This is a genomic window from Saccharopolyspora hirsuta, from assembly GCF_008630535.1.
GTDB lineage: Bacteria > Actinomycetota > Actinomycetes > Mycobacteriales > Pseudonocardiaceae > Saccharopolyspora > Saccharopolyspora hirsuta.
The window spans coordinates 33,009-48,583 of the sequence record NZ_VWPH01000009.1 but is presented as its reverse complement, the minus strand read 5'-3'; the positions used below and the strand labels follow the sequence as shown (position 1 = coordinate 48,583).

General features: G+C 71.4%; 15 protein-coding genes and 1 pseudogene. 5 read left to right on the top strand and 11 right to left on the bottom strand.

Annotated features, from left to right (window positions below; genetic code table 11):
- The first annotated feature begins 1 nt into the window (after nt 1).
- Complete coding sequence (locus F1721_RS20220) at nt 2–826, top strand: ESX secretion-associated protein EspG (protein WP_150068307.1); 825 nt, start codon at nt 2–4, stop codon at nt 824–826.
- Nucleotides 827–891: 65 nt separating this feature from the next.
- Here the strand turns inward: F1721_RS20220 and F1721_RS20215 are convergent, their stop codons facing one another.
- The 6 genes from F1721_RS20215 to thyX form a co-directional block, all read right to left on the bottom strand.
- Nucleotides 892–1,131, bottom strand: coding sequence for a hypothetical protein (locus F1721_RS20215; RefSeq protein ID WP_211840542.1), 240 nt, complete (start codon nt 1,129–1,131; stop codon nt 892–894).
- 230 nt (nt 1,132–1,361) lie between these two features.
- Nucleotides 1,362–3,086 (bottom strand): ribonuclease J, encoded by a 1,725-nt coding sequence (locus tag F1721_RS20210; protein ID WP_150068306.1) that lies wholly within the window; start codon nt 3,084–3,086, stop codon nt 1,362–1,364.
- A gap of 7 nt (nt 3,087–3,093) precedes the next feature.
- Nucleotides 3,094–4,026 carry a 4-hydroxy-tetrahydrodipicolinate synthase gene (gene dapA / locus F1721_RS20205; protein ID WP_150068305.1) on the bottom strand — a complete coding sequence of 311 codons (933 nt, stop codon included), beginning with the start codon at nt 4,024–4,026 and terminating at the stop codon, nt 3,094–3,096.
- A gap of 149 nt (nt 4,027–4,175) precedes the next feature.
- The gene (locus tag F1721_RS20200) at nt 4,176–4,802 is read right to left on the bottom strand and encodes a TIGR03085 family metal-binding protein (RefSeq protein WP_150068304.1); all 627 of its coding nucleotides are present in this window, start codon (nt 4,800–4,802) and stop codon (nt 4,176–4,178) included.
- 35 nt (nt 4,803–4,837) lie between these two features.
- A complete protein-coding gene (locus F1721_RS20195) occupies nt 4,838–6,289 on the bottom strand; it encodes a serine/threonine-protein kinase (RefSeq protein WP_150068547.1) in 1,452 nt (483 codons plus the stop codon).
- 271 nt (nt 6,290–6,560) lie between these two features.
- Nucleotides 6,561–7,313 carry an FAD-dependent thymidylate synthase gene (gene thyX / locus F1721_RS20190; RefSeq protein WP_150068303.1) on the bottom strand — a complete coding sequence of 251 codons (753 nt, stop codon included), beginning with the start codon at nt 7,311–7,313 and terminating at the stop codon, nt 6,561–6,563.
- A 164-nt stretch (nt 7,314–7,477) separates the two neighbouring features.
- Here thyX and F1721_RS20185 point away from each other — a divergent pair, with 164 nt between their 5' ends.
- Nucleotides 7,478–8,047 (top strand): toxin-antitoxin system HicB family antitoxin, encoded by a 570-nt coding sequence (locus F1721_RS20185; RefSeq protein ID WP_150068302.1) that lies wholly within the window; start codon nt 7,478–7,480, stop codon nt 8,045–8,047.
- A gap of 15 nt (nt 8,048–8,062) precedes the next feature.
- Nucleotides 8,063–9,049, top strand: coding sequence for a DUF4097 family beta strand repeat-containing protein (locus F1721_RS20180; protein ID WP_150068301.1), 987 nt, complete (start codon nt 8,063–8,065; stop codon nt 9,047–9,049).
- Nucleotides 9,050–9,578: 529 nt separating this feature from the next.
- On the opposite strand, the pseudogene F1721_RS35520 reads toward F1721_RS20180, so the two are convergent.
- Together F1721_RS35520 and F1721_RS20170 are read right to left on the bottom strand one after the other, a co-directional pair.
- Nucleotides 9,579–9,722: pseudogene (locus F1721_RS35520) on the bottom strand (NADP oxidoreductase); the annotation flags it as partial.
- A 290-nt stretch (nt 9,723–10,012) separates the two neighbouring features.
- Nucleotides 10,013–11,230 carry a winged helix-turn-helix domain-containing protein gene (locus tag F1721_RS20170; protein WP_150068300.1) on the bottom strand — a complete coding sequence of 406 codons (1,218 nt, stop codon included), beginning with the start codon at nt 11,228–11,230 and terminating at the stop codon, nt 10,013–10,015.
- A 205-nt stretch (nt 11,231–11,435) separates the two neighbouring features.
- Between F1721_RS20170 and F1721_RS20165 the strand changes: the two genes are divergently transcribed.
- Entirely contained in the window at nt 11,436–11,999 is a 564-nt protein-coding gene (locus F1721_RS20165) for a GNAT family N-acetyltransferase (RefSeq protein ID WP_150068299.1), read from the top strand.
- Nucleotides 12,000–12,079: 80 nt separating this feature from the next.
- Nucleotides 12,080–12,568: a VTT domain-containing protein gene (locus F1721_RS20160; RefSeq protein WP_150068298.1), complete on the top strand. Its 489-nt coding sequence runs from the start codon at nt 12,080–12,082 to the stop codon at nt 12,566–12,568.
- 667 nt (nt 12,569–13,235) lie between these two features.
- On the opposite strand, the gene F1721_RS20155 is transcribed toward F1721_RS20160, so the two are convergent.
- From F1721_RS20155 to F1721_RS20145, 3 genes are all read right to left on the bottom strand, one after another.
- On the bottom strand, nt 13,236–13,475 hold the full coding sequence (locus F1721_RS20155) for a hypothetical protein (protein WP_150068297.1): 240 nt from the start codon (nt 13,473–13,475) through the stop codon (nt 13,236–13,238).
- A 77-nt stretch (nt 13,476–13,552) separates the two neighbouring features.
- On the bottom strand, nt 13,553–13,744 hold the full coding sequence (locus F1721_RS20150) for a hypothetical protein (RefSeq protein ID WP_150068296.1): 192 nt from the start codon (nt 13,742–13,744) through the stop codon (nt 13,553–13,555).
- A gap of 49 nt (nt 13,745–13,793) precedes the next feature.
- Nucleotides 13,794–15,458, bottom strand: a complete 1,665-nt coding sequence (locus F1721_RS20145; RefSeq protein WP_150068295.1) for a hypothetical protein — start codon at nt 15,456–15,458, stop codon at nt 13,794–13,796.
- Between the last annotated feature and the right edge of the window lie 117 nt (nt 15,459–15,575).

The following is a 15,575-nucleotide window of genomic DNA, read 5'->3' as shown; positions in this document are numbered from 1 at the left end:
CGTGGCGGGGCGCGAACTCAGCCTTTCCCCCACCGCGGCGAGCTACCTCTGCACCAAGTTCGACCTGCAGCTGCACCCGCTGCTGCGGGTCGGCTGGTTGCCGGTGGAAGCCACTGACGAGGACCGCCGTGCAGCGGCGGAGCGCGGGCAGCAGGAGCTGGCCCAGCAGGGCCTGCTCGACGCCGATGGCCTGCACCCGTTCCTGGAGGACGCCATCCACCTGCTGGCCCGGCCGCCGCTGGCGGTCGGGCTCGCGGTCAACTCCCGCGACAGCGAGAGCTTCAACGCCGTCCTCGTGGAGCACGGCCGCAGCACGATCCAGGCGTACCAGCCCGATGGTGAACCGCAGAGCCAGCTCCGGGAGATCCGCATCAAGCGCCACGAGCACGGTGGTCCGGCGGGGAATGCCGTCAACCTGCTCGGCCGGATCGCCGCTGGCGAGGGCGCTTCGGTGTCGGTGCCGTACGAGCAGCTGGACCGGGCTGCCAAGCGCATGAGCGGTGGCGAGTCGAGCTTCGGATCTGCGTTGTCCGCCAACGGGATTCGCGGCAACGACGCCAAGACGCTCGCGCAGGCGTTCTCCGCGAAGCGGACCCTGGAGGGGCTGTTCACCGTCCGCGCGTACGACCAGAAGGTGCGCCGGATGCACACGCTGCCGTTCAACCTCCAGTTCTTCGCCACCGAGTCGGGCTGCTACCTGGCGCAGCGCAAGCCCGGTCGCGACGGCCGCGAGTGGTACACGCTCGCCCCGGCCGACGGCCGCAAGCTGGTCGGCACCATCGACGAGATGGTCAAGATCCTGACCAGGCCCGCCGCGAGGGTCTGAGCGCGCAGCAGAAGGGCTGACCTCCCGCGGGAGGTCAGCCCTTCTGCTGCGTGAGGTGTTTCCGGTCAGCCTTCCCAGATCGGGGCGTTGACGCAGAAGTTGGCCTGCGGGGAGCCGATCGGGGCCACCAGGGCCAGGACGCCCACGTTGTTGCCGCACAGCTGGATCGGCACCAGGCTGACGTTGTTGTCGTTCAGCACGTTGATGCCGTCGTTGTCGTAGCTGTCGGCGAAGGCCGGGGAACCGATCGCCAGCAGGGCAGCAGTCGCAGCCGCAGCACCGAGAAGTCGAGTGGAAGTACGCACCTGAAGACCCCAATCCTCCGATTTGGCGGTTCCGCCGGTCCACTTCGGTCCCACGTCGGGGTGGGTACCTCCCGAACCGGCGTCACCCACCCTGGCAGCGGATGTTCACCACGGCCTGCCGTGTCCCTCCAACGAGATCCGCAGACCACCCGGTGGCGATCCGCGCAACGCGGAGTAATCGGAAAAACCGGATCAACGAACCGAAATCACCCCTCGGACGGGTGATTGGTTCAGGAGCCGACCGGGAGCACGTTGGGCACGATCATCGGTCGGCGGCGGTAGGTCTCGGCCACCCACCGGCCGACCACCCGGCGCACCGCCTGCGCGATCCGGTGGGTGTCGGTGATGCCCTCCGCCTCGGTGCGCGCCAGCTCCATCTCCACCAGCGGCACCACGTCGTCCAGCGCCTTCGGGTCGTCGGAGAAGCCGCGGCCGGAGATCGTCGGCGACGACACGGCCCGCCCCGTCGCCGCCTCCACGGCGACCGTGATCGCGATGAACCCGCCCTCGCCCAGCACCAGGCGGTCGGACAGCGTCGACTCCCCCACGTCGCCCACGGACAGGCCGTCGACGTAGACGTGACCGACCTCCACGCGCCCGGCGATGCTGGCGATCCCGTCGAGCAGGTCGACCACGACGCCGTCCTCGGCGATCACCACGCGATCCGCGGGCACCCCGGTCAGCCGCGCGAGCTCGGCGTTCGCCCGCAGGTGCCGCCACTCGCCGTGCACCGGCATCACGTTGCTGGGCCGCACCGCGTTGTAGAGGTACAGCAGCTCACCGGCCGAGGCGTGCCCGGACACGTGCACCTTCGCGTGCCCCTGGTGCACCACCTGCGCACCCAGCCGCACCAGGCCGTTTACCACGCCGAACACCGCGGTCTCGTTGCCGGGGATCAGCGAGCTGGCCAGCACCACCGTGTCACCGGCGCGGATGCGGATCTGCTTGTGCTCGCCGCGCGCCATCCGCGACAGCGCGGACAGCGGCTCGCCCTGCGAACCGGTCGAGACGAAGGCCACCTCGTGCTCGGGCATCTCCAGCGCCTCGTCGAGGTCGACCAGCAGCCCGTCCGGCACCTGCAGCATGCCCAGGTCCGCCGCGATGCCCATGTTGCGCACCATCGAGCGCCCGACGAAGCACACCTTGCGGCCGTGCGCCTCGGCGACGTCCAGGACCTGCTGCACGCGGTGCACGTGGCTGGCGAAGCAGGCCACGATCACCCGCTGCGTCGCCTTGCCGATCACCCGGTCCAGCACCGGCCCGATCTCGCGCTCCGGGGTGACGAACCCCGGCACCTCGGCATTGGTGGAGTCGACCAGGAACAGGTCCACGCCCTCGTCGCCGAGCCGGGAGAACCCGGCCAGGTCGGTCAGCCGACCGTCCAGCGGCAGCTGGTCCAGCTTGATGTCACCGGTGTGCAGCGCCACCCCGGCCGGGGTGCGGACGGCCACCGCCAGCGCGTCCGGGATGGAGTGGTTGACCGCGAAGAACTCCAGGTCGAACGCGCCGTGCTGGCTGCGCTGCCCCTCGGAGACCTCGACCAGCACCGGGTCCAGCCGGTGCTCGCGGCACTTCGCCGCCAGCAGCGCGAGGGTGAACTTCGACCCCACCACCGGCAGGTCCGGGCGCAACCGCAGCAGGAACGGCACCGCGCCGATGTGGTCCTCGTGGCCGTGCGTGAGCACCAGGGCGTCGATGTCGTCGAGCCGGTTCTCGATCGCCGCGAAGTCCGGCAGGATCAGGTCGACGCCCGGCGCGTCGTCCTCGGGGAACAGCACACCGCAGTCGACGATCAGCAGCCGCCCGCCGAACTCGAAGACGGTCATGTTGCGGCCGACCTCGCCGATGCCGCCGAGCGCAACGACGCGCAGCCCACCCTCGGCCAACGGGGGCGGTGGGGCCGAAGAAATCGGCGTCACCGGGTGGTACTCGGTGGCTGTCGCCTTTGCGCTCAACGCTGGTTCACCTCTGTGCGGCGTCCGGATTGACCAATACCAGGCCAGCATCCCACAGGTCGCTGGTGATCAACCGCACCTGCTCCTCGGTGGCGGCCGGGAGCGGCAGCCGCGGCTGCCCCGTCTCGTAGCCGCACAGCCGCAGCGCGGTCTTGGAGAAGATGACCCCGCCGACGAAGTTCATCGACCGGTACACCGGCAGCAGACCGTTGTGGATCTCCCGAGCGCCGTTGATGTCACCGGCCTCGAAGGCGTCCAGCATCGAGCGCAGCCGGTCACCCACCACGTGGCCGATCACGCTGACGAAGCCGACCGCGCCGACCGACAGCCACGGCAGGTTCAGCGGGTCCTCGCCCGAGTAGTACGCGAGGTCGGTGGCGGCCATGACCTCGCTGCCGGCCAGCAGGTCGTGCTTGGAGTCCTTGACCGCCTTGATCTGCGGGTGCTCGGCGAGCCGCTTGAGCGTGTCGACCTGGATCGGCACGACCGAGCGCGGCGGGATGTCGTAGAGCATCACCGGCAGCTCGGTGGCGTCGGCGACCGTCCAGAAGTGCTGGAACAGGCCTTCCTGCGGCGGGCGCGAGTAGTACGGCGTGACCACCAGCAGGCCGTGCGCACCGGCCCTCTCCGCGGCGCGGGCGAGCTCGACGGAGTGCTCGGTGTTGTTGGTGCCCGCACCGGCCACGACGGTCGCGCGGTCGCCCACCGCCTCGACCACGGCGCGCAGCAGCTGCTCCTTCTCGTGGTCGCTGGTCGTGGGGCTCTCACCGGTGGTGCCGTTGACGACCAACCCGTCGTTCCCGACGCTGTCCACCAGGTAGGTGGCCAGTTCCTGGGCGAGCTTCAGATCGAGCTTGCCGTCCTCGTCGAAGGGCGTGACCATCGCGGTCAGGACGCGGCCGAACGGGCGGCCCGGAATCGCAGTGGGGCAGGCGGTCATGGCCCTGACGCTACCTGGTGACTTCCCTGCTCAGAGCGCCCGGACCGGGGTCACCGCACATTCCGGAAACCCCGCGCCCGGCACCGGTTCCCGGCCGTGCATCTTCCGGTTGAGCAGGCCTGTTGCCACGGAGTTTTCAGCTCCCGGGGTCAGAAGGAGCGGCGCAGGTCCTCGACCGCGAGCACGTCGGCCTCGTTGCCGTCGAACGTGACCTTCGCAGCACGTCGGCTGAACGCGTGCAGGATCAGCTCGCTGGGCTCGCCGCTGATGCGGACCGTGCGCGGGCCGCTCTTGGCCGCGATCTCGGTGCCGTCCGGCCGCCGCAGCACCACGCCCACCGGGCTTCGCCCGTAGAACACGCGGGCCAACCGCCCCAGGGACTTCCACAGCGCTTCCTCGCGAACCGGGTCCGACGGCCGCGGCTGCCAGTCCGGCTGGGCGCGCCGGACGTCCTCGTGGTGCACGTAGAACTCGGCGGCGTTCACTGCTTCGTCCACACCCGCCAGGCCCATCGGGTTCCACTTCGGCGGCCCCTGGCGCACCTGGTCGACGAGCTCGGGCCACGGCAGGGCGCGCAGCTCGCCCTCGATCCGCCCGCTGCGCTCGGCCAGCGACTTCAGCAGCTTGCCCGCCAGCGCGTCCGGGCGGCGCTCGCGCACCACCAGGTGCACCGCGAGGTCGCGGGTCGTCCACCCCTCGCACAGCGTCGGCGCGTCCGGACCGAGCTGCTCGAACAGATCGCACAACTGCTGGCGTTCATCGCTGGCGACACCCATGTGCCCACCTTAGCCGCGTCCGGGCCGGAGGGTGATCACTTGGTGATCGGTGTTTGCAGCTTGTCGCCGTTCGTGCTGTAGGCGACGCAGTGCACGTCCTGGTCACCCGCGTCGTTGTCGCTGTTGCTGTCCTCCTTGGTCGAGGCCAGCTCGTCCCACGACTGCGCGGACGGGATCAGCGCGGCGAAGCGCAGCGCGGACTGCTTGCCCGGCGTGATGACCTTGTCCGAGTAGAAGTAGATCGCGCAGTAGCCCTCGCCGTAGCGGGCCAGCGCCTCCTCGCCCGGGTAGGGCAGGTCGTAGTCACTCGAACCGAACGGCGAGGAGGTCGCGTAGACCTCGAAGTCGTGCGGGTCCGAGCACGACGTTCCGGTGGTCAGGTTCGCCCCGGTCGCGACCTGGCCGTCGCCGCAGTTGTCGCTGCCGAGGTCGAACGCCGCGACATCGCCACCGCGGCCGTAGCTCAGCGTCGGCTGCATCGCGGCCGGGGCACCGCTGCCGACCAGCGCGAACCGCCCGACCAGCAGACCGGCGGCGAACAGGACCACCGACGCGACGGCGGCGGCGATCAACCACGGGCGCAACGAGCGCTTCGACTGGCCCACCGGTCCGACGCGCGTGGGCGCACCCACCGGCCTAGTGCTCTCGGGTGCGCCGGTGGCCTGCGCGCTGTCCAGCAGCGCCCGGATCTGCGGGGCGGTGAACCGCGCTCGCGGGTCGCTGATCAGCAAACCCGTGATCACCGATCCGATGACGCCGTGCGGGCGGGAGAGCTGCGGGGATTCGTTGAGCACCGCGTTCAGCGTGGCGGCCGTGGTCTGGCGCTCGAAGGGCATCCAGCCCTCGACGGCGAAGAACAGCGTCGCGCCCAACGACCACAGGTCGCTGGCCGGGGTGGCGTCGGCGCCCTGCAGCCGCTCCGGCGCCATGAACGACGGCGAGCCGACGATCGCGCCGCTGGTGGTCAGCCGCGGGTCGTCGAGGGTCTGGGCGATGCCGAAGTCGGCCAGTTTCACGCGGCCGTCAGCGACCATGATGTTGCTCGGCTTGACGTCGCGGTGCACGATGCCCGCCGCGTGCGCGCTCTCCAGCGCGGACAGCACCTGGCGGGCAAGGTCGGCGGCCTGCTCCGGGCTCAGCGGGCCGCGCTGGGCGACGTGCTGGGTGAGCGTGACCGCCTGCACCAGCTCCATCACGATGTAGGTGGTGCCGGACTCGGCGAGCACGTCGTGCACCGTGACCACGGCCGGGTCGTTGAGCCGTCCCGCGGTGCGCGCCTCGCGGAGCACACGCTCCTCGTAGACCTGCCGCTCCGCCGGTGGCACCCCGTCGGGCAGGTGCAGTTCCTTGATCGCGACCTCGCGGCCGATCACCTGGTCCCACGCCCGCCAGACGATGCCCATGCCGCCGCGGCCGAGCTCCTGGACCACCTGGTACCGACCGCCGATCAGCCTGGTCGGCGCGCCCGACCCGACCTGCTCCACCACGGTGACGTCCTCCACCCGTTCTCACGCGCGATCACGAAGCGCAACGACCCGACATCGTCGTTCATCCAATCAGATGACCGAAGTGCCCGCTTGGACTGCGCGGGATCGCCGCAGGTTCCCCTCCGCCCGAGTTTCGGCGGGTGACGTCGCACGCTCCGAGCAGCCACGATCCGCCGAACCGAGATCCGCACGACGGGCGGCGCGGAATGGCGCGGGGGAACCGTGCGCACCTCGACCGGGCCAGCGCGTGCGGCCGCGCGAGCCGAGGACGTCAGCCCTCGGAGACGAGGGGGCTGGAGGCGACCTCGGTGCCGTCCTTCAGCGCGGTGATCTCGAAGTCGCTGAACACGTTCGGCGCCGCCTTCTGCAGCTGCCGCAGGCACTCGACGGCCAGGGCCCGGATCTCGACGTCGGCGTGCTCGGAAGCGCGCATCGCGATGAAGTGCCGCCAGGCCCGGTAGTTGCCGGTGACCACGATGCGGGTCTCGGTGGCGTTCGGCAGCACCGCGCGGGCGGCCTGCCGGGCCTGCTTGCGGCGCAGCGTCGCCTTCGGCTCGTCGGCGAACTTCTCCTCCAGCGCGGCCAGCAGCTCGGTGTAGGCCGCCACGCTGGCCTCGGTCGCCCGGACGAACTTCTCGTGCAGCTCCGGGTCGTTCGCGATGACGTCGGGCTCGACCATCGCGGCGTCGCGCTCCGGCACGTAGCGCTGCGACAGCTGCGAGTAGGAGAAGTGGCGGTGGCGGATCAGCTCGTGGGTCAGCGAGCGGGACAGGCCGGACAGGTAGAACGACACCGTGCCGTGCTCCAGCACCGACAGGTGGCCGACCTCCAGGATGTGCCGCAGGTAGCCGACGTTGGTGGCGGTGGCCGGGTTCGGCTTGCGCCAGGACTGGTAGCACGCCCGACCGGCGAACTCGGCCAGCGCCTGCCCGCCGTCGGCGTCGGTCGACCAGTCCACGTCCTCCGGCGGGAAGAACTCGGTCTTGCCGATCAGCTGCACCTTCGGCCGCACGATCTCGGTCACTGCGGGCGGACCCCTTCCTTGCTCCGCTCGGCGGTTGACGCCCCGCCGCGCGACGACTCCCCTGTGCCGCCCGAGCCTATCCGGCGCAGCCGACGAGATCCCGTGACGCCGGATGACACCATCGAGTCATTGCATGGCGTCATAGGCGATGTCATCATGGCGTCATGGATCTGAGCCCTTACATCGACCAGCTTCGCGAAGACCTCAGCTCGGCCGCCTCCGCCGGGGACGACCAGACCCGGCAGACCGCGGCGGTGCTGTCCGGCGCGATCGAGCCAGCCGCCCGGCTGGCCATCATGAACGCCCTGTCCGACCTGGCAGCGGAGGTGACGACCCAGCTGGACGGCCCGGTCGTCGACATCCGGCTGGACGGACGCGACGTCCGGGTGGTGGTCAGCGGATCGGCCCCACCACCGGCCGTGGACGAACAGGAGGAAGAACCACCACCCCCACCACCGAGCGGTGAGAGCGGTGACATCAGCCGCATCACGCTCCGGCTGCTCGAGGAGATCAAGTCGCAGGCCGAGCAGGCCGCGGCGAGCCAGGGCGTGTCCCTGAACACCTGGGTCGCCCAGGCGGTGCAGGGCGCCCTGCACACCGGACGGCCGCGCGGGCCGTGGGACCACCCGCGGCACGGGCGCGGCGGTCGGCAGTGGGGTCCGCCCGGTGGCGGCCCACGCGGCCGCTGGCGCGGCGAGCCCGGATCGCGCATCCGCGGCTGGGTAGAAGGCTGAGAGGCGGTGCACCTGATGACGAACCACGACATACCCGATCCAGACGAACCGCGCGGCCCCGTCGACGACGAGGGCTGGTCGGCGGCCGAGGAGAAGATCGCGGAACTGGTGCGCAGCCAGGACTTCGACACCTCCGGGCCGATCCGCATCGACATCGGCAACAGTCTCGGCCCGATCACCGTCGAGCTGGCCGACACGGCGGTCACCCACGTCGAGGTCCGGCACGACCCGACGGCGTCCGGACCGGACTGGCGCAGCGGGCTGTCCGGCTTGCTGAGCTGGGTCACCGAGCAGTTCGGCGAGGCCGGGATCCGCACCGGCGGCGAGTTCCGCGGACCGCAGGAACCGATCGCCGAAGCGGTCCGCCGGACCCGGATCGACCTGACCGGCAACCGGCTCGCCATCCGGACCCCGGCGGCCGCGCCGCTGCGGAACGTGCCGCTGGCGGTCAAGGTGCGCGCCCCGCTGGAATCGGAGGTCGGCGTGCACACCAGCTCCGGCGAGGTCCGCGTTTCCGGACCGGCCGGTCGGGTCAACATCCAGTCCGGTTCCGGCACCACGTCGGTCGAGCAGGCCTCGGACCGGGCCACCGTCCGGTCCGGCTCGGGTCAGCTGCGCCTCGGCACGATGACCGGCGGCGTGCACGCCCGAAGCGGCAGCGGCGATGTCGAGATCAGTTCGCTGGGGGCGCCGTCGTCGGTGGCCACCGGCAGCGGGAACGTCTGGCTCGGCACGGTGTCGGCTGACGTGCTGGCCCGCTCGGGCAGCGGCGACCTGACCGTCGCGGACGCCACCGAGGGCCAGGTCGAGCTGATCACCGGCTCCGGCGAGCTGCAGGTCTCGATCCACCGCGGCACCGCCGCGGAGGTGGACCTCACCTCGTCCACCGGCAGCGCGAGCAGCGACCTGGTGGTGTCCGAAGAAGCCCCGGCCGAACAACCGAAGTTGCAGGTCTTCGGCCGGACCGGGACAGGTGATGCCGTGCTGACGTCCGCGACCTGACGAAATGGCGAACGCTCGACTGCGGCGGATACCCGATGATCACCGCTCGGGTGCTGATGGGCCAGCTCGTACTGACCGACCCATCAGCACCTGAGCCAGGAACGGTCACATCCCGACGGCCTGGAGGGCGGCAGCATCGCCTGAGGTCGGCACCGCCGACCCACAGCCCGACCGCGAACACGGCGGTGGCTTCCACGAGCGCCGCACGTTCCAGCGGGCCGCCGTCAGCGGGTTCGCACCCGATGTCGGCGACCAGGGAACGCACGGTTTCGATCGCGGCCGGGTCGTCACCACACAACGGGACCAGAAGCGGTCGGCCGTCGAACACCGGCGGGGACAAACGCCAGACCGACTCGTGACAGAGGTTGAAGGCCTTGACGACCTTCGAACCGACCGCCCGTTCGGCGATCTGCTCGGCCATGGACGAACCAGCCGGGAGGTCGGGGACGGAACAGCCGGGCACGAAGGCGTTGCTGCAGTCCACCAGCACCTTGCCCAGGGACCATCCGGCCTCGGCGCCCGCTGCGGACAACACCTCCGGGATCGCGCTGGCGGGGACGGCGACAGGGACGACCGAGCCGAACTCGACGGCTTCGGCGAACGTTCCTGCGCGCGACGGGCGCCCGATCCGCTCGGCGATTGCCTGAGCCTTCGCGGGGTCACGACCGCTCACCACCAGCTCGTGCCCTGCGCGGGTCCACTGTGTACCGGCGGCGGTTCGGCGGCATCCGCACGAAGGTGCTCGCCGAGACGCTGCGCCGTCTCCAGCACATCGGCCTGGTCGCCCGGAGCACCTACCGGGAAGCGCGGCCACCGGGTCGAAGACCGCCTGACCGAGCTCGGGGAGAGCTTGCTCGAACCGATCGACATCCTCGGCCCGTTGGCAGCCCGATATGGCGACGAGGTCGTGGCGGCGCAGATCCGAGCCGAAGAAGTCCAGGTCGGCTGACAGCGCGCAGCGGCTCAGCCGGTGACTGCGCGGAGCGGCTTGGCGAGGTCTCCCCGGTCGCCGATGACGACGTCGTCGAGGCCCAGCCAGGACGCCATGTCGCGCAGCGCGGCCGCCAGCTCCGGGACGACCTCGCCCAGGTCGGAACCCGGTTCGGCGAACGCGCCGGGCACCCGCAGCGCACCGGCCGCGCGGTCCGCCTTCAGGTCGACCCGGGCCACCAGTTCACCGTTGAGCAGGAAGGGGAAGACGTAGTAGCCGTACTTGCGCTTGGGTTCGGGAACGTAGATCTCGATGCGGTAGTGGAAGTCGAACAACCGCTCGGCGCGGGAGCGCTCCCAGATCAGCGGGTCGAACGGGCACAACAGCGCCCGGCCGGTGACCTTGCGCGGAATGCGCGCGCCGGAATACCGGTACGCGGGCTGCCGCCAGCCGTGCACCGTGACGGGGTCGAGCACGCCGTCCTCGACCAGCTCGGCCACCGCTTGCTGGGACCGGGCAGGGGGCAGCCGGTAGTAGTCCCGCAGATCGGGCTCGGTCGCCACGCCGAGCGCGTGCGCGGACCGCTCGACGAGCGCCCGGATCGCCTCGTCGTCCTCGGGCTCGTGCCCCAGGATGTGCGCAGGTAGCACGCGTTCGGGCAGGTCGTAGAGGCGTTCGAAACCGCGTCGGGTGCCGGTGGTCAGCTCCCCCATCGCGAACAGCAGCTCGCACACCCGCTTGGTGTCGGTGCGGTTCCACCAGGGACCGCGGCCTTGGCGCTCACCACCGCCGAGTTCGCGCTCCAACGCGCCCGCACCGATCGGACCGAGGTCCTTGACCGCGGCCAGCACGTCGTTGACGAGCTCGGGCGAGCGTTCGAGGAGCTCTCGGCTGCGCCGCCGCCACGCGCCGCCGTACTCGCGCATGCGCCAGCGCAGCAGCGGCCAGTCCTCGATCGGGATGAGGGACGCCTCGTGCGCCCAGTACTCGACCAGCAGTCGGGGCTGTCGCGCTCGGTGCGACCAGGCCGCGGTGTCGACCAGCTCGGGGGCGTAGGCGCCCAGGCGGCTGAACAGCGGCATGTAGTGGGCGCGGACCGCCACGTTGACCGAGTCGAGCTGCAGCAGCTTGGTCCGGGACAACGCGCGCTGGAGGTGCCGTCGGGTCACCTCACCACGCGGTGGCGGGTCGGCGAACCCCTGGGCGGCCAGGGCAACTCGGCGAGCGGTCTCGCGGCTCATGGTCTGCACCCGCCAGATGGTGCCAGCGGGCACTGACAACCGAACGCAGGGTCGTCTCGCTCGGTGCCCGCGCGTGCGCGCCGCAGCGCGGCGGGACCCGCGCCGACTTGTCGACGAGTTCCCGCCGGAGCCGACACCGCAGACCAGACGCCCACCGCGATCCGGTAGCCGAGCCGCCACGCAACGCGACCGCGGCAACCTCTAGATTGGCCGCATGGCTGATGCCGAGGTGCGGGACGCGGTGCCGTCCGATGCCGCGGAGATCGCGCGCATCCAGTTGACGACCTGGCGGACCGCGTACACCGAGCTGTTGCCCGCCGAGGTGCTGGACGGGTTGGACAGCGCCGCGGCCGAGCAGGAGTGGCAGCAGGCGTTGACCGGGGGTCCGGCCACCGTTCTGGTGGCCACCGAGGGTTCCTGGGTCGTGGGGTTCTGCGCCGCCGGACCGGCACCGGAGCCGGAGGTCGCGGCGGCGAACGGGTCGCTGCCGCCCGACGCGGACGCCGTGGTGCTGGTGAGCGCGCTGCTGGTGGAGCCGCGCTGGGGGCGGCGGGGGCACGGCGGTCGGCTGCTGGGCGAGATGGCGCAGCGGTTCGCCGGGACCGGTGCCGCCCGGGGCATCGCGTGGGTGCCGGAAGCGGACACGGCCTCGATGGCCTTCTTCCGCAGCGCGGGGTGGGCTCCGGACGGTACGGTACGAACGCTGGACGCCGGTGGCCGCCCGCTGCGGGAGCTGCGCCTGTCCGGCCCGCTGGAACTGCAGTTCAAGAATTCATGAGCGCGTGCCGGTTCGCCTGAGCAGGCCGCGCTCCCGTTGCTAGCCTTCCGTCAGCTGGTCCGAACGCGCTGGGGGCGAACGTGCTGACCGTCATCGGATTGCTGTCCACCACCTTCGGGGTGTCGGTGGCATCCGCGCTGCTCCCGCTGATCAGCATCGAGCTGTTCGCGATCGGCCTGGTGCTCAAGGGCCCGGAGATCCCGTGGTGGCTGCTGGCGGTGGTGATCGCGACCGGCCAGATCGGCGGGAAGCTGCTGCACTACTACGCGGCGCGCGGCGCGATCCGGCTGCCGAAGTTCTTCCGGCGCAAGAGCGAGAACGAACGCCGCGGCCGGTGGCGCCAGTGGCTGGAGCGGTTCCGCTCGAACTGCCAGCAACGCCCGGTGTGGACCGGAGCGGTCCTGCTGGTCAGCGCCACGGCCAGCCTCCCACCGTTCGCAGCGGTGGCGGTGGTCGCGGGCTGGGCGAAGGTCCCGCTGTCCACGTTCCTGATCACGGGTTTCGTCGGCCGCTTCGTCCGCTTCGGCGCATTGGCGATCGCCCCGGGCGCCATCATCGCCTGGCTCTGACAACCCACCGCGATCACGACCATCCGAGATGCGGCGACGACTGCGATTTCGATTGAAGTTGCCCCGAGAACGACGCAATTTCAATTGAGGTTTTTCCAACCTCGTTCTGAGTGGCGGTGCGGGTGGCGGAACCTCAGCGCCCGCCTGGACTGCGGGTGCCCAACTTTATGTATGCCAATACACGGCAGTTGGGCCGTCCTCGCCAGGCGAACGCTGAGAACCCGCGGCGGTGCAAGCTGCGAGGGTGGGTTATGCGCCTGGCGGCGCATGCGACCCTCGCCGATCGGTGCAGTTCGCCCTTCGCAGCTGCGGTCCACGGGCAGGATGAAAAAGGCTCATTGAAATTGCAGCGCACCCAAGCCGACCACCTACCGCTTTGAACCCCGCGCGCCACGGCACCTCTCCTCCCCAAGCCCACGAAGTATCACCACCGCTCGCCAGGCCACCCACCCGGCCGCACGCCCACAGATCCGACGCAAGAGCCCAACTTCAGAAATCGCACCACCCCAAAGCCATCCCACTCCCCTCCTCGCCCACGGATCCCGCTACCACCACCGACCCCCAGGCCTTTGGCACGAGGACGCTACGAAGACCGGGCCCGGCGACACCCGAGGTCGAGCCGACGGGTCGTGCCCGCGACGGGTGTGCGCCGGGTCCGGAGATCGGGTCAGAGCGGCAGGCCCAGCCGCTTCGGCACCCCGCTGAGCGAGTCGATCAGCCCGAAGACCGGCACGCCCAGCGGCGCGAAGGTCCACTTGTTGTTCAGCTCGCTGGTGTCCGGCTCGTCGACGACGGCCACGCCGTCCTGGCGGGGCGCTTCGGCGAGCGCGACCGGTCCGGCGCTGAGCAGCGCGGCACCGGTGAGCACTGCGGCGGTGAGCACGCGGCAGGTGTTCCGCTGGGTCATGGCAGTTCCTCTCGCTGGGTTTCCTCGTCGGCTACCGCATCCGCGCCACCGACCTGCGGTGAACGCGCACGCGCTGGTCAGGGGTTCAGGACGTCGTAGATCGGGGCCAGCAGCTGGGTGGGCAACTGCACCGTCGGTTCGAGCAGCGGCCCCAGGTCGACGCCGGGGAGCACCCAGATCGGCTCGGCGGTCGCGACGCCGCCGGTGAGCAGGCAGGCGGCGAGCGCGGTGGCCGAGGCCGCGGCGAGGCGGCGGATGGTCGCGGACATGGTTTCCTCCTTCTGTCGGGCCGGTCCTCGCTGGTCCGGCCGTGTCCGGTCAGCCGTCGTCCAGCCCGAGCGGGCCGGAGATGGCGACGATGGTGCCCTTCGGGATCCACTGGCCCGCTGCGGCGCTCCCGTGCTGGTGGTTGGTCATCTGCATCACGTCGACCTGGGCGGACGCATAGACGGAGACCGCGCCGGTGGCGTGGTCGCCGCGGGCCGCGAGCCAGCGGCGGAAGCCCGCGAGCGACGGTGGTTCGCCGCCGAAGCGGGCGGCGAGGGTCATGCCGTAGGTCAGGGAGCGCTGGTCGCGCGGGTCGAACCGGAGCGGGATCGAGGCCCCGGCGACCTTGTTCACCACCGGGCCGTGCAGCAGCCACGGGGCGAGTTGCACGCCGTAGAGGTAGCTCTGGCCGCGGTTGGCCTCGTCGAGGGCCTCGGCCGCGCGCGTCCAACCGGACACCACCACCAGCGCGCCGTCCCGGTCGTCCCGAACGGGGATGCCTCGCTGCCGGGCTTCCGCGGTCACCAGCTCGGCGGCGGCACGGCCGCGGGGCGAGTCGTCGCCGACCACGTCGATCGCCGGGACCGGGAACTCGGCGAGGTACCCGATCAGCTGCCGCAGCGCATCGCTGTCCTCATCGGACAGTTCGGCGGACGGGCAGCGGTCCAGCACTTCCGGCGCTCCGGCGGCGAAGTCGCCCAGTGCGGCGCTGGCGCACTCGGTTCCGTCCGGGCCCGCGGCGTCGGGCAGCGGCGGCAGCTGCCCGGCGTCGACCTCCACCGAGTCCTCCTCGGCACCGCGGCGCACGACCAGGTCGCTGCGCCCGGCGGGCAGGTCGATCTCCGCCCAGGTCCCAGAACTTCCCGGTCGCGGTACTGCGCGGGCGATCCCGGCAGCGGTCTCCACGACCACGTCCAGCCCGGCGCTCTCCGGGAAGTGCACCAGGTTCCGCCCCGGCCGGTGCGGGCTGACCAGCACCGACGTGCCCGCCGCGGACACCGCCCGGGGCACCCCGGGCACGGGCAGGTCGGCGGGCGGCGGGAGTCCCGGCAGCGCCGTCCACGCGACGACGGCCACCAGCACCCCCACCGCGCCGAACCGGTAGCGCCGACGCACGTCGCGGAGCGCGAGAGTCAGCACCAGAACTCCCAGTGCTGCGACGGCGAGGACGAGCAGCGCCAGGCCGTGCGCGGTTTCCACCAGTCGCCGGTCGAGGAGCCCCGAGGCCAGCAGTTGCGCCGTCCCCGCCCCGGCCAGCGCGAGTGCAGCGGTCAGCGCCACCGGTCCCGGGCGCAAGCCGCTGTCGGATCGCCACTCCCCCGCAGCGATGCCGAACCAGACCACCGCGACGGCGGCGAAAACCGTGTCGAGGAAGAACTCGAAGGAAGCGTGCTCCAAGGCCGCCTCGGCAATGAGCAGCAGGGCCAACCCGAAGCCCAGGTAGGTGGCCACCGCCCGCCAGCGCAGCGCGATCGGCACCGCCAGTGCGAGCACGGCGTGCACCACGGCGAAGCCGATGTTGATGTCGAGCACCACGGCGGAGCCCGCGCTGGCCGCGGCGGCGAGCGCAGCGGCGCCCCAGGCCAGCCGCGGCGCGGCGGTCACCGCCGGTCGCAGCAGGCCGATGCCCGCCACCAGCGCGGTGCTGGTCAGCAGCACCACCCGCAGCACGAGCGCCAAGATGTCCACATCGGACGCTGCGACGTGGGAATGCATGTGCTCCACCGCTTTCTCGTGTTCCAGGGAGGGGGTGCGCCGGTGGCACCGGGCGTGCGGGACGGCGCCACCGACGCGGTCCGCCGCGCGACCGGCATCGCCGCGCGGCGGGTTCGC